29 protein-coding genes and 1 pseudogene are annotated in these 25,683 nt (G+C 71.5%); 11 read left to right on the top strand and 19 right to left on the bottom strand.

Annotation, left to right across the window (positions count from 1 at the left end):
- Positions 1-188 precede the first annotated feature (188 nt).
- Both ACFYPC_RS12670 and ACFYPC_RS12665 read left to right on the top strand, forming a co-directional pair.
- A complete protein-coding gene (locus ACFYPC_RS12670; protein ID WP_388674249.1) occupies positions 189-1,223 on the top strand; it encodes a permease in 1,035 nt (344 codons plus the stop codon).
- Positions 1,220-2,002, top strand: a complete 783-nt coding sequence (locus ACFYPC_RS12665) for a TIGR03943 family putative permease subunit (RefSeq protein ID WP_388674247.1) — start codon at positions 1,220-1,222, stop codon at positions 2,000-2,002. The genes ACFYPC_RS12670 and ACFYPC_RS12665 overlap by 4 nt, the downstream gene beginning before the upstream one ends.
- A gap of 209 nt (positions 2,003-2,211) precedes the next feature.
- On the opposite strand, the gene ACFYPC_RS12660 is transcribed toward ACFYPC_RS12665, so the two are convergent.
- From ACFYPC_RS12660 to ACFYPC_RS12635, 6 genes are all read right to left on the bottom strand, one after another.
- Positions 2,212-2,433: a hypothetical protein gene (locus tag ACFYPC_RS12660; RefSeq protein WP_081218430.1), complete on the bottom strand. Its 222-nt coding sequence runs from the start codon at positions 2,431-2,433 to the stop codon at positions 2,212-2,214.
- A 352-nt stretch (positions 2,434-2,785) separates the two neighbouring features.
- Entirely contained in the window at positions 2,786-4,468 is a 1,683-nt protein-coding gene (locus ACFYPC_RS12655; RefSeq protein WP_388674245.1) for a transglycosylase domain-containing protein, read from the bottom strand.
- Positions 4,465-5,208 (bottom strand): hypothetical protein, encoded by a 744-nt coding sequence (locus ACFYPC_RS12650; protein WP_388674243.1) that lies wholly within the window; start codon positions 5,206-5,208, stop codon positions 4,465-4,467. The genes ACFYPC_RS12655 and ACFYPC_RS12650 overlap by 4 nt, the downstream gene beginning before the upstream one ends.
- Positions 5,205-5,765, bottom strand: a complete 561-nt coding sequence (locus ACFYPC_RS12645) for a SigE family RNA polymerase sigma factor (protein ID WP_388674241.1) — start codon at positions 5,763-5,765, stop codon at positions 5,205-5,207. Before ACFYPC_RS12645 ends, ACFYPC_RS12650 begins: the two co-directional genes overlap by 4 nt.
- Positions 5,766-5,857: 92 nt before the next feature.
- A complete protein-coding gene (locus tag ACFYPC_RS12640) occupies positions 5,858-6,424 on the bottom strand; it encodes a hypothetical protein (protein WP_388674239.1) in 567 nt (188 codons plus the stop codon).
- A 281-nt stretch (positions 6,425-6,705) separates the two neighbouring features.
- The gene (locus ACFYPC_RS12635) at positions 6,706-7,638 is read right to left on the bottom strand and encodes a L,D-transpeptidase (protein ID WP_388674237.1); all 933 of its coding nucleotides are present in this window, start codon (positions 7,636-7,638) and stop codon (positions 6,706-6,708) included.
- Positions 7,639-7,823: 185 nt separating this feature from the next.
- Between ACFYPC_RS12635 and ACFYPC_RS12630 the strand changes: the two genes are divergently transcribed.
- Positions 7,824-8,372, top strand: coding sequence for a SigE family RNA polymerase sigma factor (locus ACFYPC_RS12630; RefSeq protein ID WP_388674235.1), 549 nt, complete (start codon positions 7,824-7,826; stop codon positions 8,370-8,372).
- Entirely contained in the window at positions 8,362-9,087 is a 726-nt protein-coding gene (locus ACFYPC_RS12625; protein WP_388674233.1) for a L,D-transpeptidase, read from the top strand. Before ACFYPC_RS12630 ends, ACFYPC_RS12625 begins: the two co-directional genes overlap by 11 nt.
- Positions 9,088-9,224: 137 nt before the next feature.
- Here the strand turns inward: ACFYPC_RS12625 and ACFYPC_RS12620 are convergent, their stop codons facing one another.
- A complete protein-coding gene (locus ACFYPC_RS12620) occupies positions 9,225-10,064 on the bottom strand; it encodes a hypothetical protein (protein WP_388674231.1) in 840 nt (279 codons plus the stop codon).
- Between the two features lie 271 nt (positions 10,065-10,335).
- Positions 10,336-10,566: a hypothetical protein gene (locus tag ACFYPC_RS12615; RefSeq protein WP_388674229.1), complete on the bottom strand. Its 231-nt coding sequence runs from the start codon at positions 10,564-10,566 to the stop codon at positions 10,336-10,338.
- Between the two features lie 369 nt (positions 10,567-10,935).
- On the opposite strand from ACFYPC_RS12615, the gene ACFYPC_RS12610 reads away from it, so the two are divergent.
- Positions 10,936-11,139: a cold-shock protein gene (locus ACFYPC_RS12610; RefSeq protein ID WP_010986199.1), complete on the top strand. Its 204-nt coding sequence runs from the start codon at positions 10,936-10,938 to the stop codon at positions 11,137-11,139.
- 186 nt (positions 11,140-11,325) lie between these two features.
- A complete protein-coding gene (locus ACFYPC_RS12605; RefSeq protein WP_388674227.1) occupies positions 11,326-11,610 on the top strand; it encodes an SCO5918 family protein in 285 nt (94 codons plus the stop codon).
- Between the two features lie 24 nt (positions 11,611-11,634).
- On the opposite strand, the gene ACFYPC_RS12600 is transcribed toward ACFYPC_RS12605, so the two are convergent.
- The 3 genes and pseudogenes from ACFYPC_RS12600 to ACFYPC_RS12590 form a co-directional block, all read right to left on the bottom strand.
- Positions 11,635-12,450 (bottom strand): hypothetical protein, encoded by an 816-nt coding sequence (locus ACFYPC_RS12600; protein ID WP_388674225.1) that lies wholly within the window; start codon positions 12,448-12,450, stop codon positions 11,635-11,637.
- A gap of 261 nt (positions 12,451-12,711) precedes the next feature.
- The gene (locus ACFYPC_RS12595; protein ID WP_388674223.1) at positions 12,712-13,125 is read right to left on the bottom strand and encodes an ATP-binding protein; all 414 of its coding nucleotides are present in this window, start codon (positions 13,123-13,125) and stop codon (positions 12,712-12,714) included.
- Between the two features lie 183 nt (positions 13,126-13,308).
- Positions 13,309-13,838 (bottom strand): annotated as a pseudogene (locus tag ACFYPC_RS12590) (alpha/beta hydrolase); the annotation flags it as partial.
- 170 nt (positions 13,839-14,008) lie between these two features.
- On the opposite strand from ACFYPC_RS12590, the gene ACFYPC_RS12585 reads away from it, so the two are divergent.
- Entirely contained in the window at positions 14,009-14,839 is an 831-nt protein-coding gene (locus ACFYPC_RS12585) for a regulator (protein ID WP_388674221.1), read from the top strand.
- Here ACFYPC_RS12585 and ACFYPC_RS12580 read toward each other — a convergent pair.
- The 4 genes from ACFYPC_RS12580 to modA form a co-directional block, all read right to left on the bottom strand.
- On the bottom strand, positions 14,803-15,327 hold the full coding sequence (locus tag ACFYPC_RS12580) for a cupin domain-containing protein (protein ID WP_388674219.1): 525 nt from the start codon (positions 15,325-15,327) through the stop codon (positions 14,803-14,805). The genes ACFYPC_RS12585 and ACFYPC_RS12580 overlap by 37 nt on opposite strands.
- A gap of 50 nt (positions 15,328-15,377) precedes the next feature.
- Positions 15,378-16,448 (bottom strand): ABC transporter ATP-binding protein, encoded by a 1,071-nt coding sequence (locus tag ACFYPC_RS12575; protein WP_388674217.1) that lies wholly within the window; start codon positions 16,446-16,448, stop codon positions 15,378-15,380.
- A 176-nt stretch (positions 16,449-16,624) separates the two neighbouring features.
- Positions 16,625-17,500, bottom strand: a complete 876-nt coding sequence (modB, locus tag ACFYPC_RS12570; protein WP_388674335.1) for a molybdate ABC transporter permease subunit — start codon at positions 17,498-17,500, stop codon at positions 16,625-16,627.
- 89 nt (positions 17,501-17,589) lie between these two features.
- Positions 17,590-18,369 (bottom strand): molybdate ABC transporter substrate-binding protein, encoded by a 780-nt coding sequence (gene modA / locus ACFYPC_RS12565; protein ID WP_388674215.1) that lies wholly within the window; start codon positions 18,367-18,369, stop codon positions 17,590-17,592.
- Positions 18,370-18,531: 162 nt separating this feature from the next.
- Here modA and ACFYPC_RS12560 point away from each other — a divergent pair, with 162 nt between their 5' ends.
- Positions 18,532-19,464, top strand: a complete 933-nt coding sequence (locus tag ACFYPC_RS12560; RefSeq protein WP_388674213.1) for a LysR substrate-binding domain-containing protein — start codon at positions 18,532-18,534, stop codon at positions 19,462-19,464.
- Positions 19,465-19,662: 198 nt separating this feature from the next.
- On the top strand, positions 19,663-20,829 hold the full coding sequence (locus ACFYPC_RS12555; protein WP_388674211.1) for an NAD-dependent formate dehydrogenase: 1,167 nt from the start codon (positions 19,663-19,665) through the stop codon (positions 20,827-20,829).
- Between the two features lie 79 nt (positions 20,830-20,908).
- Here ACFYPC_RS12555 and ACFYPC_RS12550 read toward each other — a convergent pair whose 3' ends face one another.
- Positions 20,909-21,304 (bottom strand): molybdopterin-binding protein, encoded by a 396-nt coding sequence (locus ACFYPC_RS12550; RefSeq protein ID WP_388674209.1) that lies wholly within the window; start codon positions 21,302-21,304, stop codon positions 20,909-20,911.
- A 265-nt stretch (positions 21,305-21,569) separates the two neighbouring features.
- Between ACFYPC_RS12550 and ACFYPC_RS12545 the strand changes: the two genes are divergently transcribed.
- The gene (locus tag ACFYPC_RS12545; protein WP_388674207.1) at positions 21,570-22,559 is read left to right on the top strand and encodes an alpha/beta fold hydrolase; all 990 of its coding nucleotides are present in this window, start codon (positions 21,570-21,572) and stop codon (positions 22,557-22,559) included.
- Positions 22,560-22,561: 2 nt separating this feature from the next.
- Here the strand turns inward: ACFYPC_RS12545 and ACFYPC_RS12540 are convergent, their stop codons facing one another.
- Complete coding sequence (locus ACFYPC_RS12540; protein WP_388674205.1) at positions 22,562-23,509, bottom strand: TauD/TfdA dioxygenase family protein; 948 nt, start codon at positions 23,507-23,509, stop codon at positions 22,562-22,564.
- Positions 23,510-23,751: 242 nt separating this feature from the next.
- Here ACFYPC_RS12540 and ACFYPC_RS12535 point away from each other — a divergent pair, with 242 nt between their 5' ends.
- A complete protein-coding gene (locus tag ACFYPC_RS12535; RefSeq protein WP_388674203.1) occupies positions 23,752-24,417 on the top strand; it encodes an SDR family NAD(P)-dependent oxidoreductase in 666 nt (221 codons plus the stop codon).
- 5 nt (positions 24,418-24,422) lie between these two features.
- On the opposite strand, the gene ACFYPC_RS12530 is transcribed toward ACFYPC_RS12535, so the two are convergent.
- Together ACFYPC_RS12530 and ACFYPC_RS12525 are read right to left on the bottom strand one after the other, a co-directional pair.
- Positions 24,423-24,761, bottom strand: coding sequence for a MerR family transcriptional regulator (locus ACFYPC_RS12530; protein WP_388674201.1), 339 nt, complete (start codon positions 24,759-24,761; stop codon positions 24,423-24,425).
- Between the two features lie 565 nt (positions 24,762-25,326).
- Positions 25,327-25,656, bottom strand: a complete 330-nt coding sequence (locus tag ACFYPC_RS12525; protein WP_388674199.1) for an SCO5918 family protein — start codon at positions 25,654-25,656, stop codon at positions 25,327-25,329.
- Positions 25,657-25,683: the final 27 nt, after the last annotated feature.

Here is a 25,683-nt window from a genome sequence, read left to right as displayed (position 1 = left end):
GTGCGGCAGCCCACGGGAACACGGGAACACGGGAACACGGGACGGGTAGGGGCGGAGGGGGCGAGACAAACCCACCTCAGCCCCCGCACAGCCCCCTCTTCGACGAATGCTGTCCCCCGCACAGCGCCCCCGGTTAGCCTGCGGATGCGTACGAACGGCACATCCAAGGGCAGGCGGGAACCAGGCGCGTGGAGAACCAGCACCACCCGGCGCGCCGGAGCGGCCTGGCCGACGGTGTGCGGATAGCCGCCCGCACCCTCGTCCACCTGGTCCTCGGCGGCCTCGCACTCATAGCGATCGGCACCGTCGTCTCGGTGCTCGGCCCGATGGTCGCCCTGGACCTCGCCACCCCCGCGATGTCGGCGTGGTGGACCGTCTTCACGGCGGTCGTCGTACAAGCGGTCCCCTTCCTCCTGCTGGGCACGCTCGTGTCGGCGTCGATCGGCGCCTTCGTCCCCGAGCGGGTCTTCAGCAAGCTGCTCCCCGCCAATCCGGCGCTGGCCGTACCCGTGGCCGGAGCGGCCGGCGTCGTACTCCCGGGCTGCGAGTGCGCCTCGGTCCCCGTCGCGGGGAGCCTGATGCGGCGCGGGGTCACCCCGGCAGCAGCCCTCGCGTTCCTGCTCTCCGCGCCCGCGATCAACCCGGTCGTCATGGTCGCCACGTCGATCGCCTTCCCGGCCGATCCGATGATGGTCCTCGCCAGGCTGCTCGCCTCCCTGGCGACGGCCGTCGTGATGGGCTGGCTGTGGGTCCGCTTCGGAAGGGAGGAGTGGATCCGGCTGCCGAAGCAGCCGGCCCCCGAGAAAACGACATCCACCGGCTCCCGCTGGGACGACTTCCGCGCCGGGCTCCAGCACGACTTCCTGCACGCGGGCGGGTTCCTCGTGCTGGGCGCGGCGGCGGCCGCGACGTTCAACATCGTCGTTCCGAGGTCCGTCCTCGACCTGTTCACCGGCTCCCCGTGGCTGTCGGTACTGCTGCTCGCCGTACTGGCCGTCGTGCTCTGCGTGTGCAGCGAGGCCGACGCCTTCGTGGCCGCCTCCCTGACGGGCTTCTCGCCCACCGCGCGGCTGGCCTTCATGGTCGTCGGCCCGATGGTGGACCTGAAACTGATCGCGCTCCAGGCGGGAACCTTCGGAAAGTCCTTCGCCGTGCGCTTCTCCTCCGTGACCTGGGTGGTGGCCCTCGTGAGCAGTGTCCTGGTCGGGTGGTGGCTGCTGTGAGGCGCTACGGACCCGCACTGTTGCTGCTGCTCAGCGGGGCGGCGACACTGAAGATCACCCTGTTCAGCGACCTGTACCTGCGGTATGTGCAGACGGGGCTGAAGGTGTACCTCATCGCGTCCGGGGTGGTGCTGCTGGCGCTGGGCGCGCTGAGCGCGCTGAGCGCAGTACGCGCGACGAGAACGCACGACCACGAGGCCGAGGCGGAGGACGAAGCCGAAACCGAAGCGGAAGCGGAAGCCGAGGACGCCGAAGACGACCTCGGCCACCGTCACGGCCACCACCGCACCCCCCGCGTAGCCTGGCTCCTCGCCGTCCCCGCCGCCGCCCTCCTTCTCTTCCCGCCCCCCGCCCTCGGCTCGTACAGCGCGGACCGCGAGGCCCAGCAGCGCGCGGCCCAGGGCGTCGGGACGTTCCCGGCTCTCCCCTCCGGGGACCCCGTGGACCTGACCCTGGGCGAGTACACCTCCCGGGCGATCTACGACAGCGGCAAGTCGCTGACGGGCCGCACGGTACGGATGACCGGCTTCGTCACCCGGGGCGACGACGGGACCTGGTACCTGGCCCGGCTCCTCATCACATGCTGCGCGGCCGACGCCAGCACGTACAAGATCCAGATCACCGGCGCGGACGCCCCCGTGAACGACACCTGGGTCACCGTCACCGGCACCTGGCACCCCAAGGGCAAGCTCGGCTCCGACGAGGCGTGGCCCCCCGTACTGGACTCGACGTCGGTGCAGAACGTGAAGGAACCGGCGAACCCGTACGAGCGCCGTTAGGACGTCACGGCAGACGGTGAGGAGCTGGTGGGGTGGGCCGCTCAGCAGTGGGTGGCACGTGCGCCGACTCGTCGACGCCGGCGCACGAACGTAGTCGTCCACCTCCACCGCCGCTCACCGCGGGCTCCGCACGCTGCGGAGGCGGCTGTGGCGGGGTGAGGTGGACGGGGTGGAGGTGGACGGGTGACGGACCAGTCACAATGTGCGGGTCAGAGCCGGTCCATCCGGGTGTAGGGGCTGAGGACGCGGACCTGGCGGGCGCCGAAGTCGACGAGCATCGCGATGCCCTCTTCGACACCGACGATCGTGCCCAGGCCGTACTGGTCGTGGGAGACGCGGTCTCCGAGGCTGAACTCCTTGGCCACGGGGACGACCGGGGCGGCGAAGGGGCTGGTGGGCAGGTGGCGCCGGGGCGCGGATGGCTTCGTCATCGTAGAACCAGTATGGGCCCTATTTCGGCCCGCGGTAGAGCTTGAAGGTCTCGATCCCGGCTCTGGGCGGAGTCGATCTCGGCTCTGGATCGCTTCCCGCGCTCAACCGTTCGGGTAGGGCTCCGGTGGTCCCGCAGGTCCGCGGGACCGTTCATCAGGACGGTTCGGTGAGGACGGTTCGGTGACGGGGCCGAGGTCATGGTGCGAGAGGAAGGTCACGGCGCGTGCGGTGTGCGCGGTGGTCTCGCGGTGCGACGTGCCGTGTGCGGGGATGTGGTCTCGCGGTGCGTCGTGCCGTGCGCGGGGATGTGGTCGCACGGCGCGTGCCGTGTGCGGGGACGTGCGGTGTACGTCACTCCGGCTTCTTCTGCCACGCCCGGTCGGTCGGCGCCGGGGCAGGAGCGGCCGCCTCCCACGCCCCCGGCGCCAGCCGGTTCCGTACGTCCGCGTTGACCCTGAGGGCCAGGTCGGAGGCGCCGGAGGGAAGCTGGGCCGGGCCGGCCGGGTGTTCGCCCTCGGCGGGATGCTGGGCGAAGAGGGCGACGGTGACGGCGAGCCGGTCGTCGTACGTGGTCTGCCACAGGGTGCGGGTTCCGGCGCCGCCGGTGTGCGCGGCCACCGGGCCGACGGGGCCGGAGGTCTCGCCGTACAGGCGCTGGGCGATCATCTCGCCGGCGAACGGTTCCATCGCGCTGCGGGTGCGGGCGTGGGCCTCGTACACGGTGTGCCCGGACCGGGTGATCTTCCCGACCGTGTAGGGCTCGGCGTACGTGCCCTGGGCAGCGGCCGTGGCCCATGCCGACGCCAGCTCCAAGGGGGTGGGTGCGGTCTTGCGCGGCAGGTCCGTCAGTGGCGCGCCGAGCTTCGTGCCGGTGAACGGCTCGAGCGCCGTGCCGGCCTCGACGGCGCCGTTCAGCGCGTCGTTGAACGGCTGCCGCGCGTAGTCCGCGCCGCCGTACAGCACCCGGACCGCTCCGTCGTCGGGGACCACCGCGACGACCGCCGTGTGGAGCTGAAGATCCTTGTCCGAAGGCCTGGCGTCGTCCACCAGTTCCGCCGCCGCGTTCTGGGCCGTGAGGTCGAAGGTGGTGTGGACGGTGTAGCCGCCGCGGGCCAGCTCGTCCTGGGTGATGCCGAGCCGGTCGGCGGCCTCCGCCGCGGCCACGTCGATCAGGTACTGGCGCTGCCCGTCCGTGTCGCCGGGCGGATAGAAACGGAAGGCGGGGAAACGCGCCGCGCTCCGCTCGGCGGCCGTGACGGCGCCGCTGTCGGCCATCGCGTCAAGCACCCACTCCCACCGGGCCAGCAGCGTGTCCGTCACCTCCGGGTCGGAGCCCGCCTTCTCGTAGTACGAGGGGATGTTGACGATGCCCGCGAGCGCCGCTCCCTGGCTGATCGTCAGGTCCTTCGCGTCCACGCCGAAGTAGTTCCGGGCGGCGGCCTGGATGCCCGCCGCGCCCCGCCCGAAGTAGACCGTGTTGAGGTAGCCCTCCAGGATCTCGTCCTTGGACCGGGTGCGGTCCAGCTTGACCGCGATCAGGGCCTCCCGCGCCTTGCGGGACAAGGTCTGCTCGGGGCTCAGCAGCGCGTTCTTCACGTACTGCTGCGTGATCGTCGAACCGCCCTGCGGGGCACCCCCGGTCACCGCGGCGAGCGCCGCACGCGCGATCGCGGTCGGGGCGATCCCCGTGTCCGTACGGAAGGACCGGTTCTCGGCGGCGATCACCGCTTCCTGCACATGCCGCGGAACCTGGGAGAGCGGCACCTCCTGCCGGTCCACCGGGCCGCGTCTGCCCAGGTAGTCCCCGTGTGAGTCGACGAAGACCGTGCTCTGCATCGCCGTCTCCGGGTGCGGCTCGGGGATGTCCGTCATCCGGTACGCCACCACGGCCGCGCCCGCGAGGGTGAGGAGGAGGGCGAGGAGCACGACGAGGACGCGTCGCAGCCGGCGGCCACGGGTGCGCCGAACGCGTGTACGGCGGGCGCGGACGCGGCGTACGAGACGGGCGCGGGTGTTGCGCACGGTGGCCCTCACGTGGCGAGCTCCTGGCTCGCGAGGACTCCGCCCGCCGAGTCGTACACCGTGACGCTCTCGGTGACACCGGTCAGCGAGTCCGAGGACGGCGTCCGGGACTCCGGCACCTGCACCTCCGCGTACCAGACGCCCCAGCCGGGCTCGCCCGCCAGCGTGAGCGCCGTGCCGTCGATGTCACCCGCGACGGTCCTCACCTCGACGCGAGCCGGTTCGCCCGCTCCGTGGAAGATGCCGGAGAGGAAGTAGACGTCGTCGTGCCCGGACTCCTGGACGCTGACGCCGGGACTGCTCAGGTCGAGGTTGCCGTCGCTCACGCTGCGGAACTGGGTCGGCCGGTCCGGCTCAGACCAGTGCTTGCCGTCCTCCGTGAGCCAGATCTCGGTACCGGGCGAGACCTCCACACGCTCGCCGGGCGTCACGATCCGCACTTTCCCGGCGTGCGCCACGGATGGGGACGGCGTCGGACCGGCGCTCGCGGCAGGCGGCGTCACCCGCTCGCTCTCGCCCTGCCCGGAGGCCACGTCCTCACGGAGCACGACCACGGCCAGCGGAAGCAGCAGCACTCCGCAGGCGGCCCCCAGCACGGCGGCTCTGCGGTGCCGTTTGCGCCGGCGGCCCGCGCGCTCGATGGCGGCGATCGGCACGGCGGAGGGTGTGACGTCGAGGGCGGCTTCGGCGAAGGCCTCGCGCAGTCCCTCGGGCTCCACGACAGGACGTTGCGGTCGGGAGGTGCGGTTCATGGGCGGGCTCCGGAAACGGTGTGTCGGCCGGCGAACAGGGGGTGGACGCGCAGGGACTCCAGGCCGCGCCGGGCATGGGTCTTGACCGTGCCGACCGAGCAGCCGAGCAGTTGCGCGATCTCGGCCTCGCCCAGGTCCTCCCAGTAGCGCAGCACCAGCACGGCCCGCTGCCGCGCCGACAGCGAGTTCAGCGCCTGGCCGAGCGCCGCCCGCTGCTCGACGGCCTCGGCGTGCCCCGGCTCGCGCTGGTGCATCCGCTCGGGCAGGAACGGCGTCAGCAGATGGACGACCCGTCTTCTGCGCACCCGGCTGAGGTTGTTGTTGACCAGCGAGCGGCGTACGTAGAAGTCGACGTCGTCGCGCGGGATGCGCCGCCAGCGGGCGTACACCTTGGCCAGCGTGGTCTGGACGAGATCCTCGGCCTCGTGGAAGTCGCCGGTGAGCATGTGCGCGGTGCGCACGAGGCGGGGCCAGGCAGCGGCGGCGTACGCGGCGAACTCCCCTTCACGGGAAGGGACTTCGTGGGCTACGGGGGCGTCGGTGGAGTTGTGCTGCACGGCCGGCGGTGTCCCTCGGAATCGGGTTCGTGGGGGAAGGTGCGGTGCGGGGGAGTCGAGACCGGAGCGACCCGACTCCCCCGCTCGCAGGCTCAGTTCAGCTTGAGCTGGGAGTAGACCCTGCCTCTGGTGTCGTAGACGGTGACGGAGTGGAAGGCGTCGAAGCCACCCTCATCGCTCATCGGCACATCGGCGGTGGCGTACCAGACACCCCAGCCGGGCTTGCCCGCCAGCTCCAGCAGCTTGCCGTGCACGGTCCCGACAGAGGTCCTGACGGCGACCCGCGAGGCCGTGCCCGTGCCGCCGTAGTACAGGCCGGACAGGACGTAGTGCCCCTGATTGCCCTCCGCCTGGACCGAGACGCCCGGCCGGCTGGGGTCGATGTTCCCGTCGACCACGCTGCGGAACCGCGGCTCGGGATCGTCGGGGGTGGTCCAGTACTTGCCCTCCTCGGTGAGCCAGAGCTCGAAGCCGGGTTCGCCGCCCGTGACGTGCTCGCCGGGGGCCACGATCTGTGCCGAAGGCGCCTGCCTGCCGGTGTCGTACGCCGCCCTCCCCGGCGCGGCGGCGTACGACACCGTGGGCACCCCCGCCAGCGCGGCGGCGACCGCCGTGACGGCCACGTACTGCTGTATCCGTGTCATGGACATCCGTGTCATGGACGGACAACTCCTCGTGTTGCGCGGACCTTTGGGGATCCGGATGAGTGAGACGAGTACTGCTGTGAGACGAGCACCGCTGTGTGACGAGTACTGCTGTGAGACGAGCACCGCTGTGTGACGAGTACTGCTCTGTGACGAGCACCGCCGTGTGACGAGCACCGCTGTGTGATGAGCACCGCTGTGGGGCGGAGTGCGCCTCTCCACTCCCTTCCACTCCCTGAAACTCCCGGCGGCCACAGCCGGGATGACACAGGCGCCGGATTTCTTCGGCCGGTGTGTCACGTCAGCGCGCTGCCCGCCCGCCACTGCTCCCAGCTCGCGTTCCAGTCGCCGTAGCCGTTGCCGACGTCGACGGTCTCCTTCGAGCCGACGACCTTGATGACGTCGCCGGGGATGACCTCGTCGTAGAACCGCTTCGCCGTGCCGTCGGTCGCGAGCCCGACGCAGCCGTGCGTGACGTTCTGCCGGCCCGCGTACGTGTCGGCCTTCGGGTTCTCGTGGAGGTAGGTGCCCGAGGTGGTGAGGTGGACGGCGTAGGAGTAGTAACCCGCGTACGCGTCGCCGTAGTTGACGGTGCGCGAGTCCATGAAGACCTCGCGCTGTTTGTCGGAGACGACCATCGTGCCGTTCCAGGTGTCCATGCCCGGAGCACCCGCGGTGACGGGAACGGTCCGGGTCCGGCCGTCCTTGACCACCGTCATGGTGTGGCTGCGGACGTCGACCGTGGCGACGAGCGAGCGGCCGACGGTGAAGTGCCGGGTGATCCCGGAGCCCGCCCGGACGGTGACCTCCGTGCTCGGACTCCAGTACTCGCGCGGACGGAAGTCGACGCGCTGCCCGTCGAGCAGATTGCGGTCCCTGACCCAGCTCCAAGAGCCCTCGACATCGGCCGAGACCTTCAACTGCCGCTCGGTGTCAGCCCGTTCGGCGGCGGGTATCGCGTGGTCGAAGGTCACGGATATCGGCATACCGACGCCCACGGTCTGTCCGTCGGCGATGTTGATGTGCGCGCCGTCCAGTGCCTTGAGGGGTGTCCGGGTGGGCGTGGGCTTCGCCGTGCTGCTCGGCTTCGCGTCCGCCGGCCGGGCGTTCGCCTCCTGCTCGGCCGCGCGCGGTGTCCCCCCGGCCACCGCCTGCGCCGAGCAGCCCGCGAGCGCGAACACGCACAGGGCCGCCGCGCTCACTGCGCGGGCCGCCCGGCCGCTCCTCACTCCCTCGGTCCTCCTGCTCCTCCTGCTCCTCCCGTTCCTCCCGGTCCTCGCGGTCGTCCCGGTCCCCGTGGTCATCCAGATCCCCCTGTGATGTGTTTCGATGTGCGACGTACGGGACCTGTACGCACGGCACTGACCGCCGGGTTGCACAGGACTGGGGATTTTCCGGAAACTCCGGCGGGGGCATGACAGAGGAAGAGTTCGACGCGTTCTACGCGACCGCGTTCCCCCGGCTGACCGGCCAGCTCTACGCCTTCACCGGGGACCACGGCGAGGCCCAGGACGTCGTCCAGGAGGCGTTCGTCCGCGCCTGGGACCAGCGGCGGGAGTTCCTCCTCGACGGAGCACCCGAGGCGTGGATACGGACTGTGGCGATGCGGCTCGCGGTGAGCCGCTGGCGCCGCGCGCGCCGCTGGCTGGAACTGGTGCGCAGGAATCCGCCGCCGCAGCACGTCCCCGGGCCCGATCCGGACCGCGCCACTCTGGTCGCCGCGTTGCGCACACTGCCCGAGCCACAGCGGATGGCCCTGGTCCTGCACCATCTGTGCGACCTGAGTGTCGAGCAGGTAGCCTCCGAAACCGGCGCCCCGGTGGGGACGGTCAAGGCCCGGCTGTCCCGTGGCCGGGCGGCGCTGGCGCGGGAGCTCACGGCGGACTCGGCGGGCGGCGCGGGCTCGGCCGGTTCCTCCGGTTCGGTCGGCGATGGGGAGCGGGAGGACGACCGTGTCCGATGAACTCACCTCCGAACTCAGCGCGGAACTGCGGGAGCTGGCCGCCGCCGGTGAGACGCCTCCGTCGCTGTCCGGCGCGGAGATCCGCGGCAGAGCGGTACGCCGCCGGCGCCACCGCCGTACGGCCGGCGCGGTCGTCGGCGCCTCCGCCGCGGCTGCGCTCGCCCTGGTCGTGGCCCTGAACCTGGGCGGCGGTACCGCGGACCGGCACCCGTCCCCGGCGGGGAGCCCCACCGGCACGCCCAGCATTCCGGCGACGGCGGACGCCACGGTCAACCTGTCCCGGCGAACGGTCACGGTCGGGGGCCGCGAACTGCCGGTCTCCTCCGGCACTGTCGAGACGCCCACGGCGACGGGCCGGATGACGGTCACCGCCAAGGTGAGCACGAAGATGATGCCCAGCGACGACGTCGTCGCCCCCGGCTACGACCTCAAGGTCTCCTGGTTCATCGAACTCCTCTCCTCCGACGGCCGGACGAACTACATCGCCGCCCTCTCCTACGACGAGAAGGCCCCCGGCGCCTACGACCGCACGTCCGGCTGGATCGGCCTGCGCATGAGCGACGCGGAGTGGCTGTACGGGCAACTGGCGGTGGGCTCGGTGGTCGACATCGAGGGCACGGCGCCCACGGCGCCCACGGCGACCCCCGACCTTTCGACGTCCTCCGATGCCCTGCCTGCCGGGGGCGAGGCAACGCCGGCGGCTACCGCTCCGTGACGTCGAGGTCGGCGGGCGCGTCGAGGGCCACGAGAATCCCTCGCCACCTCGCCACCTCGCCACCTCGCCACCTCGCCACCTCGGCATCCACGGAGACGATCCCGAGCTGTCCGAGGTCGCCGAAACTCCCGCTCTGATCAGCCCTGTTGGGCGGAGGGGCGGGCTGAGGGCCGGGTGGAGGGCCGGGCGGAGGGACGGGGTGCCGGGGACTTTTTCGCGAGGACGTCCTGGAGGCGCTGGGTGCCCAGCTCGATCGCCCGGTTCGTGAAGTCCTCCTCGGCGCCGCCGAGTCCGCCATTGGTGAGGGAGACGGCCCGGTCGCCGACCCGCGCGGCGGCGAAGTCCAGCGTCAACGTCGGGGTCTCGCCGTACGGATCGCTTTCACCGCTCATGGTCATCCGCAGGCCCTCGCGGGCGTCGCCCACACCGGGCAGCTTCGCCCGGACGACCGTCACCGTCTGCCGCCCGCCCCGGACATCGGTGGACGTGAACTCCGCGCACTTCACCGGCAGCGTCCGCAGCCAGGCCATCTTCGCGTCCACTTCCGCCGGTCCGCCGTACGCGGCCACCTGGTAGCGCAACTGCGCCTCGGTGTCGCTCTCGTCGAGGCCGACGACCGCGCCGGCGCCCTTCGGCTTCCCGAGCAGATCCTCGGCGTACAGGCCGTCGAGCAGCCGCTGACAGTCCGCGACGTCCGTCCGGCCCTTGAGGAGACCGTCCCGCCAGGTCGCCCCGCCCTGTGTCGCGGACCACCGCTCGCCCAGTTCGGTGGGGCGGAGCAGGGCGGCGTGGGCCTGCGTGACGGTGAGCGAGGGGGTGGCGGACGCGGCGGGGGACGACGGGGTGGCGGGGGACGCGGTGACCCTTTCGTTGGTCGCCTCCTCGCCGGGTTGCTCGAAGACCGAGCAGGCGGACCCCGACACCAGTACGCCCGCCGTCAGCGCTGAGGCGAGAAGACGGGACGGACGAGGGTTCATGGCGGGGCCTCCAGAGGACGCGGCAGTACCCCCACGCCACCACCGGACCTCCGCCCCCACCAGCGCACCGGTCCGTCCGGGTGAGTCCCGGCCCAGGGCCCGCCCAGCCGACCGGCATGCGTATGCGCCGGGTTGGTCGGCGGGCCGGCAGGGGTACGCGCCGGGTAGGTCGGCGGGCCGGCAGGGGTACGCGCCGGGTAGGTCGGCGGGCCGACAGGGGTACGCGCCGGGTAGGTCAGGCGGCGGCCGGCATGCGTATGCGCCGGGTAGGTCAGGCCGCTGACACTTGGACTCGCCGGCTCCCGCACTTCCCGCACACCGCGTCGGTCAGCGGCGACCTGACGGCGGCCCCGTCCTCGTCGACGTACTCCTGAGTGGTCTGTCCCGTCGTGTCGAGCGGGTCGGTGAAGAACATCAGCCGGAATGTCGCCCGCCAGCTGTGACCGCAGCTCCGGCAGGCGAACGCGAAGGTCTCCCGGACCGCGCCGGGCTCGGTCGTCATGCCCCCAGGGCACCCCGGACGGCGGGGCCGGGCAAGTCGGGACCGCGCCAGCCGACGGCGCCCGGGAGGTGATCACTGCCACCGGCGGGGGTGAATATCTGTGCTGACAGACAGAGAAATTGGAGCGCTGTGCGGGGAGTTTCTTTATTCCCCCGAGAGGGGTGAGATAGTGCGCCCCCTTCGCGCTCGTCCCGTGCTAGTGTCGATATCAGTTGCAGTTGTGGTTCCCAAAGTCTTGGAGCCTGCTTTCCGGTCCGTACCGGGAAGTCGGCTTCTGAATATCCGGTGCTTATCCGGAGGGGGCAACATCGCGCAGACGCGGACCCACACAGTGTGGGTCCTCGAGCTTTGCCCCGAAGGAGATTTGACATGGCTACTGGCACCGTGAAGTGGTTCAACGCGGAAAAGGGCTTCGGCTTCATCGAGCAGGACGGCGGCGGCGCCGACGTCTTCGCCCACTACTCGAACATCGCCACCCAGGGCTTCCGTGAGCTCCAGGAAGGCCAGAAGGTGACCTTCGACGTCACCCAGGGCCAGAAGGGCCCCCAGGCGGAGAACATCGTCCCCGCCTAGTCCGGGACCCCCGCTGACGCCTGACTCCTGAGTCGGCCGACGCTTACAGGTGGCCGGGACCTGCACCCTGAGGTGCGCGTCCCGGCCACCTGCTTTTGTTTTATTCCCGCATTAAATTTTCGGCGAATTTCCCGTGACGCCGTGCCTGCTTTCCGGTGTTCGGAAACTTCCCCCGCGGAGGCACCCATGCGTTGTGTGATCGCCCGTTTCCCCTTCGACCTCATCAAGGGCGAGGTCGAGCAGTCGATGGCGGACATCCAGCCCGAATCCGTCACCGGCGCGTCCGTGGTCATCGGTCCGCGGACCTACCCCGTCAAGCAGGTCGGGGAGGTCATCACCCGGCAGGACCGCCGCGACTTCACCGAGTTCGAGGTGGCCCGCGCGCTCACCCGCCTCGGGTTCGTCTGCCGTGCGGCTGCCGCGCCGACGCAGCCCTCCGCCCTCACCGACTGGTCAGCCGAACCGGTGTAGCGGGCCGGGTTCCGCGCCCGGGAATCATTCCCACGGCGCGCCGGGAACACCTGCGCGGGCCCGGGTCGCAGCGAAGTCGACCGTTGCCTTCTGCCCGGGAGCGACCTCGGCCGTGATGCGGCGCAGATCGCCGTCCGCGTCGAGCGAGTAGGTCTGGGCGAGCGCCGAGGGCGTGGGACGGGCGACGGTGTCGCCGCCCGGGGAGCGCGGCGCCAACCGCTGGGATGCGGCGGGGAGCCGGCCGCTCGCCCGGCCGTCCGCGCCCACGGACAGCGCCACACGCAGTGCCTGGTCCAGCGGAGCGGTGCCGTAGGGGCGGCGGGTCCACTGACCGGACTTCAAAGTGCCTGCCCGACGCGCCGCCTGGACGGCGGTGGTCACCGGACCCGGGGCGGCCGGTCTCGCCTTGGTGGCAAGGCTGTTGTCCGTGGCCGACGCCGGGGACCCGGCCACCGCGATGCCCTCCAGGTCCCAGGCGAGCAGGCCCCGCATGATGTGGCCGTCGTCCGTCACCTCGTACACCCCGACCGCCCGATGCAGGCGATGGTCGGCCACGGCGCGCACCGTCACCGTCCCGGTCCCCGCGGAGGGGAGCCGCACGGTGACCTCCGAGGGGCCGGCGGCCGTGGATGTCCGGAACCGGGTCAGCGCCATCGCCGTACGCCGGTCCTCGTCCGCGGAATCGGCGCGTGAGCCGGCGCCGTCACTGTCGTCTCCGCTTCCGGTGATGAGCACCGCGGTCAGCGCGGTGCCCGCGACCGCCGTCGCCGCCACGGCCGACACCCAGACTTTCCGAGTACGGGAGACGCGGACGACGCGGGAGATACGAGAGAAGCGCATGGTTCGTCTCTACATGCGCGCGGGGTGATTATCGGCCGACGCCGGTCGGCGGGCCGCTCCGCGTCACCCTCCCGGGCGCACACCGTCGCCCGGGGCCGACGAGCTGTCACTCCGGGCCGACGAGCTGTCACTCCGGGCCGGGGAGCTGTCACTCCGGGCCGGGGAGCCGTCACTCCGGACCGGGGAGCCGTCACTCCGGACCGGCGAGCTGTCACTCCGGGCCGGGGAGCCGCGGCTCGCACCGCGAGGACCGTCCGCGGCTCACACCGCGAGGACCGCGCGGACCGTCTTGCCGCCGAAGCCGGTGCTGACGACCTCCAGGCGTTTGGCGAGTTGCTGGACCATCGCGAGACCGCGACCGCTCTCCGAGTCGGTGTCCAGCGGGCCGACACTGGGTCGGCCGGGGCTGTCGTCGTGCACCTCGACCGTCACTTCGCCGTGTGCCACCTGGAGGCGCAGCCGGCAGGCGGTGCGGCCGTGCCGGACGGCGTTGGCGACGAGTTCGGAAGCTATCAGCGTGGCGTCGTCGACCTGGTCGGCGGTCGGCGCGTCCGTCCGCGGCCGGGTGAGGAACGCCGAAGTGAGCCTGCGGGCCCTCCCCGCCGACACTGCTGTGCGCGGCAGTGTGTACTCGACGCGGGCGGTCTGCCGGACGGCGCGCTCATGCGCACGCATGACACCTCACTCCCCTCCAGGACGGTCGGCACTCCCGGCGGTCGGACCCCCCGCCGGCCGGGACCCGCGCGATACGGTGCGCGGCCGGTCCTGCCTACGGGTCATGCCCACGCTGAGTGATCCGCAACCGGCGTCCGGCGTCACAAAGGCGCCAAGAGGGTTACGGGGGTACGGGGATGCCTGTCACGGGGTCCGGGTGAGCAGGTCCCGGACCGCCTTGGTGACCTCCGCGGGTGCCTCCTCCGCCATGAAGTGCCCGCAGGACACGGTGGAATGGTGCAGATCGGTCGCCCAGGCGGCCCACCGGGCGGCGGCGTCGAAACCGAGGGCCGCGCCCCAGTCCTGCTGCAGGACGGTGACAGCATCCGCAGCCGGTTGCCGGACTCGCGGTCGGCCAAGTCGTGCACGACGTCGATACCGGCGGAGGCGCGGTAGTCGGCGACGATCGACGGCACCGCCTCGCGGGACGCCTGCAGGTAGGCGGCGCGGAAGTTCTCCGGGATGGCCGCCGACTCCGGGTTCCGCGTCCACTGGTCGAGGAAGTGACCGAAGAACGCGTCCGGGGCCGCGCCGATCAGTTGCTCCGGCAGACCCGGCGGCTGCGCCATCAGGTACAGGTGGAAGGCGACCGCGGCGGTCGTGCCGTGCAGCACGTCCCACATGTCCAGGGTGGGCAGCACGTCGAGCGAGGCGAGATGGGTCACCGCGACGGGCCCGGGCCCGGCGTACGACGGGGGCGCGCTGCCGCCTGCTGGCCACGATCGCGCTGGAGTCGCGAGGCACGCACGCGCCCCGCGGACCGGAGGCCGCCCGCGAGGCGGAGGCGATCGCCCGCAGTATCGACGACCCGGCGCTGCTTGTGTTCGCTCTGAACGGCACGTTCATGCAGTCCTGTACCCGGGCCGGTCTCGCCGCGCGGCGGGACCGGATCGGCGCGGAGCTGATCGCCGTGTCCGCGCGGCACGGCCTGACGACCTTCGAGGTCCTCGGTCATCTCATCCGGATCCAGTCCCGCAGTGCCCTCGCCGACTTCCGTACGGCGGACGAACACGCCGCCGCGGCCGACCGCCTGGCGGAGCGTCATGAACTGCCGCTGGTCGGGGTGTTCACCGAGTGGTACGCGGCGCTGCGGCTGGCGGCCTCGGAGCACCGGGAGGGGGCGGAGACCGCGTACCGGGCCGCCGCCGCGCGGCTGAACGGCGCCGGGATGCCCGGCCTTGAGCGAGGGCTGCTCCCCCTGGCCCTGCTGAGCCTCGGGATGCCGCCGAGCGACGCGGATCCGCACGCGGACTGGGGACCGAGCGGCGTGGACCCGCACGCGGACTGGGGACCGTACCGCCCCTGGGCCGAACCGCTGGTCCTCCTGGAGGCGGGCCGCCGTGCGGAGGCGGCCGTCGCGCTGCGTGCCGTGCCTGAGCCGCCCCACGACCTGTTGTATGAGGCCCTGTGCTGTCTGGAGGCCACCGCCGCCCTCGCACTGGACGACCGGGCGGCCCTGGAGCGCAGCCACGCCCGGCTCCTTCCGGCGGCCGGTGAACTCGCGGGCGCGGGAAGCGGGTTGCTCACCCTCGGACCGTCGAGCACTGGCTTACGCGGATCGAGACGGCACTGCGCGCCCCAGGGTGGCCGGCGGACACCAGCGACGCAGGATGACGCGCGTCTGACGGAGCCAGGGGCTCAGTCCTGGGAGTCGATGATTCGGAAGTCCTCGTAGTCGAAGCCGGGGGCGACGATGCAGCTGACCAGGACCTCCTGGTCGGTTGCCGGGCGGGCGGACTGCCAGATGCCGCCGGGTACGAGAGCCTGTGGGCGTTCGCCGTTCTCCACCGCGGGGCCGAGGCGGATGACCTCAGGGGCCTTGTCCGGCTGGTCGGCGTCGCCGCCGAGGAGGAGTTCCAGCGGGCCGCCGCGGTGCCAGAGCCAGAGTTCGTCGGAGCGGACCGTGTGCCAGGCGGAGGTGTCGCCGGGGCCGAGCAGGAAGTGGATCGCGGTGGCCGCTGCGCGGGGGCCGGGGTAGCCGTCGGGGCGGAAGGCCTGCGGCGACCGCCATGTTTCGACGAACCAGCCGCCCTCCGGGTGCCGTTGCATGCCCAGCGCGGTGGCCAGGGCCGGGGTGTCGGAGGTGGGGGTCTCGGAGATGGGCGCCTGGGAGATGGGTGTCTCGGAGGTGGAGGTCTCGGAATCGCGAGGGGTCGATGTCACAGGGTCACTTGTAGCGGACCGCGGGCCTTGAGGGGGATGGTCCCGGCGGCTCACGCCGGATACGCGTGCGTCTGCGTCGCTTTCACCGTCGCCCAGACCGGCGCGCCCGGACGCAGATCGAGTTCGGTGGCGGCGACGGTGGTGAGGTCGGCGGCCAGCGGGAGTTCGCCGGTGAGGTCCGCGCGGATCTGGTCGCCGTGCGTTTCCAGGCCGCCGACCTCGCAACTCCACAGGTTGCGTGCGCTGGAGCCGGTGGGGCGGCCGCGGTGGAGGGTGACGGCGCTCGGCGGGAAGGCCACGAAGACGGGGCCGGTGAGGTCCTCGGTCGTCGTGATCGCCGGACCCGCGTCCAGCCGTACCGTGTGGCCGTCCGCCCGGCCCCGGTAGAGGTTGAGGCCGACGAGCTGGGCGATGTAGTCGGTACGCGGATGGCGCGCGATGTCCGACGGGGTTCCGTCCTGGACCGCGCGGCCGTCCTCGATGACCACCAGCCGGTCCGCCAGCACCATCGCGTCCAGCGGATCGTGCGTCACCAGGATGGCCACGGCCTCGAAGTCGGCGAGATGGCGCCGGAGTTGGGCCCGTACGTCGAGGCGGGTGCGGGCGTCGAGGGCGGCGAGCGGCTCGTCGAGCAGGAGCAGCCGGGGATGGGTGGCCAGCGCGCGGGCGAGGGCGACGCGCTGGGCCTGACCGCCGGACAGCCGACGGGGCTTGGCACCCGCGTGCTCGGCCAGCCCCATCCGGTCCAGCCAGCCGGCGGCCTGCGCGCGGGCCTCCGCCTTGGGCACGCCCTGACAGCGCGGTCCGAAGGCGACGTTGTCCAGTGCGGTGAGGTGCGGGAAGAGCAGATAGTCCTGGAAGACGACGCCTACGGGACGGGACTCGGGCGGCGTACCGTCCAAGTCGCTCCCGTCCAGGCGGAGATGGCCGCCCGTGGAGAGCGGGGTGAGTCCGGCGAGGGCGCGTAGCGCGGTGGTCTTGCCGGCACCGTTCGGGCCGAGGAGCGCGACAACGTCGCCGGGGGCGGCGGTGAGGGTGACGTCGAGGTGGAAGGAGCCGCGGTCGACGACGAGGCGCGTGTCGAGGCCCTTGCCGGACGCGATCGTTGCGTCGGTCGTCATGACAGTCCTGTCGTGCGGCGGTTCCGCGGGTGCGTCAGTGGCGCGATCGATGTGTCGGTCGTCATGACAGTCCTGTCGTGCGGCGGTTCCGTGGGTACGTCAGTAGCGTGCATGACATCCACGTCGTCCGGCGTTCCGGGGGTACGTCGTCAGTGGCGCGATCGTTGCGTCGGTCGTCATGACACTCCCGTCATCCAGCGGTCCCGCAGGCACGCCAGTACCGCGATCGATACGGCGAGCAGCACCAGGCTCAGGGCGATCGCGGCGGCCGGGTCGTTCTGGAGGGCGAGGTACACCGCCAGCGGCATGGTCTGCGTACGGCCGGGGAAGTTGCCGGCGAACGTGATCGTCGCGCCGAACTCGCCGAGCGCACGGGCCCAGGCCAGTACGGAGCCCGCCGCGACGCCGGGGGCGATCAGCGGCAGGGTGACCCGGCGGAACGCGGTGAAGCGGGAGGCGCCCAGAGTCGTCGCTGCCTCCTCGTAGCGTGGATCGGCGGCCCGGAGCGTGCCTTCCACGCTGATGACCAGGAAGGGCATCGCCACGAACGCCTCGGCGACCACCACCCCCGCCGTGGTGAACGGCAGCGTGATCCCGAAGGCCGAGTCCAGCCACTGCCCGACGACACCGTTGCGGCCGAGGGCAAGGAGCAGCGCGACACCGCCGACCACCGGGGGCAGCACGAGGGGCAGGGTGACCAGGGCGCGTACGAAGCCGCGTCCCGGGAAGTCCGTGCGGGCCAGCAGCCAGGCGAGGGGTACGCCGAGGACCAGGCTCACCGCGGTGGCCGCCGTCGCCGTGAGCAGCGACAGCTGAAGGGCCTGCCAGACCGCCGTACTGGCCAGCTGGTCCGGGAGGCTGCGCCAGGGAGCCCGGACGAGCAGGGCGACCAGAGGGAGGAGCAGGAAGGCCAGTCCCACGAGCGCGGGCAGCAGGAGGGGAAGCGGAACGCCGCCCCGGATGCCGGGTACGCCGCCCCGCTTGCCGGGTACGCTGCCCCGCTTGCCCGGCACCCCGCCCCGGACACGCCGGCGCCGCGGCCCACCGGTCACGGTGTCGGTCCCGTTCTCGGCCGCGGTATCGGCCGCGGTATCGGTCACGGCGTCGTTCGGGGCGTCGGGCTTGTCGGGGGCGGGCTCGGTCACGGCTTCAGGAACCCGGCGGTCGTCAGCACCTTCTGACCCTCGGCGGACTGGACCAGCGCGATGAACGCCTTCGCCGCTGCGGCGTTGGGCGCGTCCTTGAGCAGGGTGATCGGGTAGTCGTTGACGGCCTCGGCCGACTCGGGGAAGTCCACGCCGTCCACCTTGTCACCCGCCGCGTTCACATCGGTCTTGTAGACGACGGCGGCGTCGGCCTCCTTCAGCTCCACCTTCGTCAGGGCGCTCTTGACGTCCTGCTCGTAGGAGACCGGGGTGAGCTTGAGGCCGCTCGCGTCCAGCGCCTTCTGCGCGGCGGCGCCGCACGGCACGGTCTCGTCGCAGAGCACGACCTTGAGGCCGGACCTGGTGAGGTCCTTCAGGGAGGCGATCTTGTCGGGGTTGCCCGGCAGGGTCGCGATCTCCAGCTGGTTGCGCGCGAAGGTGGCGGGGGTGCCGGACGCGTCCTTAGCGTCCGTCACGATCGCCATCGTCTTGGGGCTCGCGGAGGCGAACACGTCCGCCGGGGCACCCCCGGTGATGCTCGCGGCGAGCGTGTCACTGCCGCCGAAACTGAACGTCACCTTCGTGCCGGGATGGGCCTTCTCGAAGTCCTTGCCCAGCGTCGTGAAGCTCTCCTGGAGCGAGGCCGCCGCGAAGACGGTCACCGTGCCGGAAAGCTCCGATGAGGAGGCGGAGTCGGACTCGGAGGAGGAGCAGGCGCTGAGCGCCAGGAGTGCGGCGGCGGTGCCTCCGGCGAGGCGTACGGAACGGGTGATCACAGGACTACTCCCTCGGGCAGGTATAGGCGGATCATACTTCCGCATATGCGAGCCGTAAGTCTCCTGTCACTTTGCATGAGCCGTGTGATCAGCCGGTAGCCCTTGTATGTGCGTTCATACCGGGCGGCTGTCGTGCGGGTACCGTCGTCGAGGAGGTGACTGATGCTGCTGCGTCAGCTGGAGTACCTGGTCGCGCTCGCCCGGGAGCGGCATTTCGCGCGGGCGGCGGCCGCCTGTTTCGTGTCGCAGCCCTCGCTGTCCGCGGCGATCCGGCGCCTGGAGCACGAGCTGGACGTGCCGATCGTGCGGCGGGCCCGGCGGTACGAGGGGCTGACCCCGGAGGGCGAGGTCGTGCTCGCCTGGGCGCACCGCATCCTCGCCGAGCGGGACGCCCTGCGCCAGGAGCTGTCGGCGCTGCGCGGCGGCCTGACCGGCACCCTGCGCCTGGGCATCGTCCCCACCGCGCTGCCCGCCGCCTCCCTCCTCACCAACCCGTTCTGCGAGCGCCATCCGCAGGCCAGGGTCAGCCTGGAGTCGCTGTCGTCCGCCGAGATCACCCACGGTTTCGCCGAGTTCGAGCTGGACGCGGCGATGACGTATCTGGACGACGACGAGCTGCGGCACGTACGACGGTTTCCGCTGTACGAGGAGCGGTACGTGCTCCTCACTCCCGTGGACGGCCCGCTGGCCGCCGCTTCGACGGCGCGCTGGGCGGACGCGGCGGCGCTGCCGCTGTGCCTGCTGAGCCCCCGGATGCGCAACCGCCGGATCATCGACGAGTGCTTCGCCGCAGACGGCGCCGAGGCCGCGCCCGCGATCGAGTCGGACAGCGTGGCCGGGCTGTACGCGCATCTGCCCGGCGGCCGCTGGTCCAGCGTGATCTCGCACGCCTGGCTGCACATGTTCGGCGTACCGGAGGGGATGCGGGTGGTGCCGCTGAAGGGTCCGGCGCACGGACCGCGGGTGGGGCTCGTGGTGGCCGAGGGGGATCCGCAGTCAGTGCTCGCTCAGGCGCTGCTGAAGGTGGCGCGCGAGGCGGGGGTGCGCGACGCCCTGGACGCGCTGCTCCACACCTACCTGGAGGTACGGGAGTGAGGCGGCGGCTGCCTTGTCGTACGGCGGTGACGCGGCCGCTGCCCGGTCGTACTGCGGCGACGCGGCCGCTGCCCGGAGGTACGGCGGTGAGATAGCCGCCGTCTATCCCGGCATAGCAACGTTCGCTTTGACCTGCGGAATCGACCCCGAGGATGGTGAAGAGCACCTGCCCACAACGGAGTTGAGGAGAGCCGCGACATGGCCAAGGTGCTCTGCGTCCTGTACGACGACCCGACCGACGGATACCCGAAGACGTACGCCCGGGACGATCTGCCCGTCATCGACCACTACCCGGGCGGCCAGACCACGCCCACCCCGAAGGCGACCGACTTCACCCCCGGTCACCTGCTGGGCAGCGTGACCGGCGAGCTGGGCCTGCGCCGCTTCCTGGAGGAACGCGGCCACACCCTCGTCGTCACCTCCGACAAGGACGGCGACGGTTCGGTCTTCGACCGTGAGCTGCCCGACGCGGACATCGTGATCTCACAGCCGTTCTGGCCGGCGTATCTGACCCCCGAGCGCATCGCCGCCGCCAAGAACCTGAAGCTGGCGGTCACGGCGGGCATCGGCTCCGACCATGTCGACCTCGACGCGGCGATCGCGCGCGGCGTGACGGTCGCCGAGGTGACGTACTGCAACAGCATCAGTGTCGCCGAGCACGTGGTGATGATGACGCTCTCGCTCGTACGGAACTACCTCCCCTCCCACCAGGTGGTCCTGGACGGCGGCTGGAACATCGCCGACTGCGTGGCACGGTCGTACGACCTCGAAGGCATGCACGTCGGCACGGTCGCCGCCGGGCGGATCGGGCTCGCGGTGCTGCGCCGCCTGGCGCCCTTCGACGTGAAGCTGCACTACACCGACCGCTACCGGCTGCCGCGCGAGACCGAGGAGGAGCTGGGCCTGACCTGGCACGAGAGCTCCCAGGACATGGCCCCGCACTGCGACGTCATCACCATCAACGCGCCGCTGCACCCGGAGACGGAGGGGCTGTTCGGGGACGAGCTGCTCGGTGCGATGAAGCGCGGCGCGTATCTGATCAACACGGCCAGGGCGAAGATCGTGGACCGGGACGCGGTCGAACGCGCCCTGCGGAGCGGGCAGTTGGCGGGCTACGCGGGTGACGTCTGGTATCCGCAGCCCGCCCCTGCGGACCACCCCTGGCGCACCATGCCGCACCACGGCATGACCCCGCACATCTCCGGTTCCTCGCTCTCCGCGCAGGCCCGTTACGCGGCGGGCACCCGGGAGATCCTGGAGTCGTGGTTCGACGGCACGCCGATCCGGGACGAGTACCTGATCGTCGACGGGGGTGCACTGGCGGGCACGGGGGCGCACTCGTACTCGACGTCGACGTCGGTCTGACGGCGACCGGACAGCGACCTGAGCGTCGGTCTGGCAGTGACCGGACAGCGGCCTGACAGGGATCTGGCGGAGGCGCGCCCTAAGCGCGGTCGATGTGCACGTTGGTCGACTTCACCCTCGCGGTGGCCTCCATGCCGACCTCCAGGCCCAGTTCCTCGACAGCCTCCCGGGTGAGGAGGGAGACCAGCCGGTGCGGCCCGGCCTGGATCTCCACCTGGGCGGCGACGTCACCGAGCTTGACGGCGGTGACGATGCCCGCGAACGCGTTACGGACGGAGGTGTAGGAGGAGACGTCCTCCTCACCGCCGGTCTTCGCAAGCTCCACGGAGAACGCGGCCAGATCCCGGCCGTCGATGAGCCGCCGCCCGCCGTCGTCCCGGTGGGTGGCAACCCGCCCGGCGTCCGCCCACCGCCGGGCGGTGTCCGGGCTCACGCCGAGCAGCCGGGCGGCCTGGCCGATTGTGTAGGACTGCATACGCGTCACGATACGGGGAGCCGGCTGCCCGCCTCGCGGAGCGGTCGGGCAACCTGCCGGACAGTCCCGTCACCTTCACCGGTCACGGTGTCGAGGCGAATCGCGAGGGACGCCGTTCTCCACACGGCCCTCTGCGCCGGGGACTGACCGAACCGTTTGCCGAAACGGCAACAACACTCGCCGCGAGCCTGCCCTGTTCCGCATGATCGAATCGCAGACGGAGACCCTGAGCCGCAGACCGAGCCCCCTGGACCCTGGAGGACAGATGTCGCATCCGGTCATGGACGTTACGCACCGGCTGGTCCCCGCCCCCGCGGGCCGGATCCACCTGGTGGAGCAGGGCACGGGCCCCCTGGTGCTGCTCGTGCACGGCTTCCCGGAGTCCTGGTACTCCTGGCGCCACCAGCTCCCGGCGCTGGCGACGGCCGGGTACCGGGCGGTCGCCATCGACGTCCGGGGTTACGGCCGTTCCTCCAGGCCCGCCGCCACGGAGGCGTACCGCATGCTCGAACTGGTGGAGGACAACGCGGCGGTGGTGCACGCCCTGGGCGAGCGGTCGGCGGTGATCGTCGGTCACGACTGGGGATCGCCCATCGCCGCCAACTCCGCGCTGGTCAGGCCGGATGTCTTCCGTGCGGTGGGGCTGCTGAGCGTTCCGTACGCGCCGCGCGGCGGCCCCCGGCCCACCGAGATCTTCGCGGGTATGGGCGGCGGGGACGAGGAGTTCTACGTCTCCTACTTCCAGCAGCCCGGTCGCGCCGAGGCCGAGATCGAGCCCGACGTACGCGGCTGGCTCGCGAGCTTCTACGCCGGCCTGTCCGCCGACACGATGCCCGAACCCGGCGCGCCCGACCTGCACTTCGTCGGCCGGGGCGGGGAACTGCGCGACCGGTTTCCCGCCGACGGACGGCTGCCCGGCTGGCTCGGCGAGGACGATCTCGACTTCTACGCCGGGGAGTTCGAGCGAACCGGCCTGAGCGGAGCGCTGCACCGCTACCGGAACATGGACCGAGACTGGGAGGACCTCGCCGACTTCGACGGCGCCCCGATCACCCAGCCCGCCCTGTTCATCGGCGGCGGCCTGGACGCCTCCACCACCTGGAGGGCCGACGCGATCAAGGCCTACCCCGCCACCCTTCCGGGCCTGTTCTCCTCCGACATCCTCGATGGCTGCGGCCACTGGCTCCAGCAGGAACGCCCCGACGAGACCAACCGGCTCCTCATCGACTGGCTGGCCTCACTGCCTGCCGCCTGAGGTCACCAGCGGCCCGGCTCCGTCCCCACGATCGCCTCGGAAGGCCTGCCGTCCACGCCGACGGGGATGTCACCGGTGAGCATGACCCGGTGCATGACGCGCGGGAAGTCGAGATGGGCCAGGTCGTTCGGGGCCAGGTGGATGGTGGCGCGGTTGTCCCAGAAGGCCACGCTGCCCGGCTCCCACCGGAAGCGGACGGTGTACTCGGGCCTGGTCGCCTGTTCGAGCAGCATCTCCAGGAGCAGCCGGCTCTCCGCGCGGGACACGTCCTGGATCTGCTCCACGTAGTAGCCGTTGACGGACAGCACCCGCTCCCCCGTCTCCGGGTGCACCCGGACCAGCGGGTGGCTGGAGGCGACCTGCCGGTCCAGCAGATGACGTGCGTACGCGTCGTCGCCGGGCCGCGGCTGGTATCCGACCCCGAGCCGGTGCTCGGCGCGCAGCCCGTCCACGAAGTTCCGCACCGGCTCCGACAGTCCCGCGTACGCCGCCGCCAGGTTGGACCACGTGGTGTCACCGCCGTACGGGGGTACGGTCTCGGCGCGCAGGATGGTCGCCGCCGGCGGGTCGATCCGGGCGCCGTGGTCGCAGTGCCAGCCCCTCAGCAGGGTGTGCCGGCGCCGCTCCAGCCACTCGGCGTGGTGCATGCCGTACCGTCCGCCCAGCTCCAGCCGGTCGGCCGTCGTCTCGACCTGGGGGAACCCCTCCGGCGACGCGCTCCCGCGCTTGCCCAGCGTCACCGGCTCACCGAACCGCCGCGCGAAAGCGAGGTGCGCCGCGTGGTCCAGCCGCTGGTCCCGGAAGAACACCACCTTCCAGCGCAGCACCGCCGCCCGGATCACCGCGACCACCTCGTCGTCCAGTGAGCCGTCCGCCAGATCGACGCCCGTGATCTCCGCGCCGATCAGCCCCGCGACCGGCTTCACCTCGACACTGTCCGCTGTTGTCATCTGCGCTCCGTTGACCGTGATTTCGACCCTGGTTCCGACCCCGTCGAAAGAATCATGGACTGTCCTCGGCTCTGCGGGGATGCGCGTCCGGCCCGCAGTCGGGATGCTCATGGAGGACCCCCTCCCGCGCGGGAGCCCCCGCGTCCGCTCCGGCCCCCCGTCCTTCCACCGCTTGATCACCCCGCGTCCGCTCCGCCACTCCTCGACCTCCGCCACCTTCGCGACCCAAGGAAGCCTCACTCATGACCACCATCGCCATCATCGGAGCGGGACCCGGTCTGGGCGCCGCCGTCGCGCGGCGGTTCGGCCGGGAGGGCCACGACGTCGCCCTCGTCTCGCGCAACCGTGAACGCGCCGAAGCCCTCGCCGCGGGCCTGGCCGACGCCGGCGTCACAGCGCGCGGCTTCGCCGCCGACGTACGCGATCCAAAAGCCCTGGAGGCGGCGCTGGCCGCCGCGGCCGAGACGCTCGGTCCGATCGAGGTACTGCAGTACAGCCCGATCCCGCACCGGGACTTCATGCGGCCGGTACTGGAAACCGCCCCCGCCGACCTCGTGGGCCCGATCGAGTTCTCCCTGTACGGGGCCGCCACCGCCGTCCGCGAGGCGCTGCCCTCGATGCGGTCGTTGGGGCGCGGCACCATCCTCTTCGTGAACGGGGGTACCGCCGTCGTTCCCCACCCCGACCGGGCCGGCACCTCCATCGCCTTCGCCGCCGAGAGCGCCTACGGCCACCTGCTGCACGACACGCTCGCCGCCGACGGAATTCACGTCGCGCAGCTCATCATCCCGGGCGCCATCATCCAGGGCCACGACAGAAAGGACCCCGCGGCGCTCGCCGACACCCTGTGGGGCATCCACCGGGAGAGGCACGGGTTCCGGCACTACGCGGACGACCTCGACAGCTGACTCGGTCAGCTGGATCTGTCAGTCGTTTCCTTCGTGGCGCGGCGGTACTCGGCGTTGATGCGCTGAGCCTCCTCGAGCTGGTCCTCGAGGATGACGATGCGGCAGGCGGCCTCGACCGGGGTGCCCTTGTCGACCAGCTCGCGGGCGCGGGCGGCGATCCGCAGCTGGTAGCGGGAGTACCGCCGGTGCCCGCCCTCCGAACGGAGCGGAGTGATCAGACGGGCCTCGCCGATGGCACGGAGGAAGCCCGGGGTGGTGCCGAGCATCTCGGCGGCCCGGCCCATCGTGTATGCGGGGTAGTCGTCGTCGTCCAGACGGCCACCGAGCGGAGTATCTGCTGTCATTTCACCTCGATGTGCAACGCGTCGAGGGGCCCTGGTGCCGTACGGCACCAGGGCCCCGAAGGAAATTCAACACCATCGGTCGGCCTTACCGCTGCGCCGACCTTCTGTTTCCGCTGCCCGGCCTGAGAGAAGCACCGGGTTGCGGGGATCGCGGATGCGTGACCGGGGACCACCTTCCAATCCAGGGGTCTTGCGGTACCCGGACCGGATACATCGCGGTCCGGGCGATCCAGATGGCGTCTGCTCCTCCGTCCTTCCTCTGGGTCGGTCTGTCGTTCGTGCCTGCCGGGTCTCGCTCGACCGCGGCTACGAGAGAAACCTTAGCCACACCGCGAGTCAATGTCTACTCTGGCGAGCGTAGATTTCGGCGCGCCGTGGAGGTCAATATTCTGCTACTTCGACCGTTGAGGACCGTTGAGACCCCTTGAGAACCCGCTGGAACGTGATCAAACGCGATGAGGGCCCTGCCGACGCGCGTCGGCAGGGCCCTCATCGCTGTATCGCTGTACAGCTGGCTGAACTGGTGTGGCGGGTGACGGGTGGCGGGTTTTGCTCCCGCCCTCGCTCAGACTTCCAGGGAAGCCGGGCTGCCGAGCAGCGCCGACGCGTTCTGGAGCGGAGTCAGGGGGCGCGGGGCGGGGGCGGCGGGCGCGACCGCCTCCTGGCCACCGCGGCAGGTGAAGCCGAGGCGGGCCATGGCCCGGGTGACCTCGCCGCTGGTGAAGTCGCGGCGGTCCTGCCGGGTGATGACTTCGCCCACCTGCTTGGCGGGGTAGTGGCAGCGGCCGATGATCACGGACTCACCCGTGATCGGCTCGGGCTTGACGCCCTTCATCGTTTCCAGAACCCCGCTCTTGGTGAGGTCGAACGGGAAGCGGGCGATGACACAGCGCATGATGCCTCACATGGGAGGGGGAGAACG

Source organism: Streptomyces sp. NPDC005808 (assembly GCF_042871385.1).
Lineage (GTDB): Bacteria > Actinomycetota > Actinomycetes > Streptomycetales > Streptomycetaceae > Streptomyces.
The sequence above is the reverse complement of the archived record's forward strand: the minus strand, read 5'-3'. Positions and strand labels throughout refer to the sequence as shown.

Bases quoted from the DNA above. Each gene is read 5' to 3' on its own strand.
- ACFYPC_RS12660 (WP_081218430.1), bottom strand. From the start codon at position 2,433: ATGACGAAGCCATCCGCGCCCCGGCGCCACCTGCCCACCAGCCCCTTC.
- ACFYPC_RS12650 (WP_388674243.1), bottom strand. From the start codon at position 5,208: ATGAACCGCACCTCCCGACCGCAACGTCCTGTCGTGGAGCCCGAGGGA.
- ACFYPC_RS12640 (WP_388674239.1), bottom strand. From the start codon at position 6,424: ATGACACGGATGTCCATGACACGGATACAGCAGTACGTGGCCGTCACG.
- ACFYPC_RS12630 (WP_388674235.1), top strand. From the start codon at position 7,824: ATGACAGAGGAAGAGTTCGACGCGTTCTACGCGACCGCGTTCCCCCGG.
- ACFYPC_RS12620 (WP_388674231.1), bottom strand. From the start codon at position 10,064: ATGAACCCTCGTCCGTCCCGTCTTCTCGCCTCAGCGCTGACGGCGGGC.
- ACFYPC_RS12615 (WP_388674229.1), bottom strand. From the start codon at position 10,566: ATGACGACCGAGCCCGGCGCGGTCCGGGAGACCTTCGCGTTCGCCTGC.
- ACFYPC_RS12610 (WP_010986199.1), top strand. From the start codon at position 10,936: ATGGCTACTGGCACCGTGAAGTGGTTCAACGCGGAAAAGGGCTTCGGC.
- ACFYPC_RS12605 (WP_388674227.1), top strand. From the start codon at position 11,326: ATGCGTTGTGTGATCGCCCGTTTCCCCTTCGACCTCATCAAGGGCGAG.
- ACFYPC_RS12600 (WP_388674225.1), bottom strand. From the start codon at position 12,450: ATGCGCTTCTCTCGTATCTCCCGCGTCGTCCGCGTCTCCCGTACTCGG.
- ACFYPC_RS12595 (WP_388674223.1), bottom strand. From the start codon at position 13,125: ATGCGTGCGCATGAGCGCGCCGTCCGGCAGACCGCCCGCGTCGAGTAC.
- ACFYPC_RS12585 (WP_388674221.1), top strand. From the start codon at position 14,009: ATGCAGTCCTGTACCCGGGCCGGTCTCGCCGCGCGGCGGGACCGGATC.
- ACFYPC_RS12575 (WP_388674217.1), bottom strand. From the start codon at position 16,448: ATGACGACCGACGCAACGATCGCGTCCGGCAAGGGCCTCGACACGCGC.
- ACFYPC_RS12560 (WP_388674213.1), top strand. From the start codon at position 18,532: ATGCTGCTGCGTCAGCTGGAGTACCTGGTCGCGCTCGCCCGGGAGCGG.
- ACFYPC_RS12555 (WP_388674211.1), top strand. From the start codon at position 19,663: ATGGCCAAGGTGCTCTGCGTCCTGTACGACGACCCGACCGACGGATAC.
- ACFYPC_RS12550 (WP_388674209.1), bottom strand. From the start codon at position 21,304: ATGCAGTCCTACACAATCGGCCAGGCCGCCCGGCTGCTCGGCGTGAGC.
- ACFYPC_RS12545 (WP_388674207.1), top strand. From the start codon at position 21,570: ATGTCGCATCCGGTCATGGACGTTACGCACCGGCTGGTCCCCGCCCCC.
- ACFYPC_RS12540 (WP_388674205.1), bottom strand. From the start codon at position 23,509: ATGACAACAGCGGACAGTGTCGAGGTGAAGCCGGTCGCGGGGCTGATC.
- ACFYPC_RS12535 (WP_388674203.1), top strand. From the start codon at position 23,752: ATGACCACCATCGCCATCATCGGAGCGGGACCCGGTCTGGGCGCCGCC.
- ACFYPC_RS12530 (WP_388674201.1), bottom strand. From the start codon at position 24,761: ATGACAGCAGATACTCCGCTCGGTGGCCGTCTGGACGACGACGACTAC.
- ACFYPC_RS12525 (WP_388674199.1), bottom strand. From the start codon at position 25,656: ATGCGCTGTGTCATCGCCCGCTTCCCGTTCGACCTCACCAAGAGCGGG.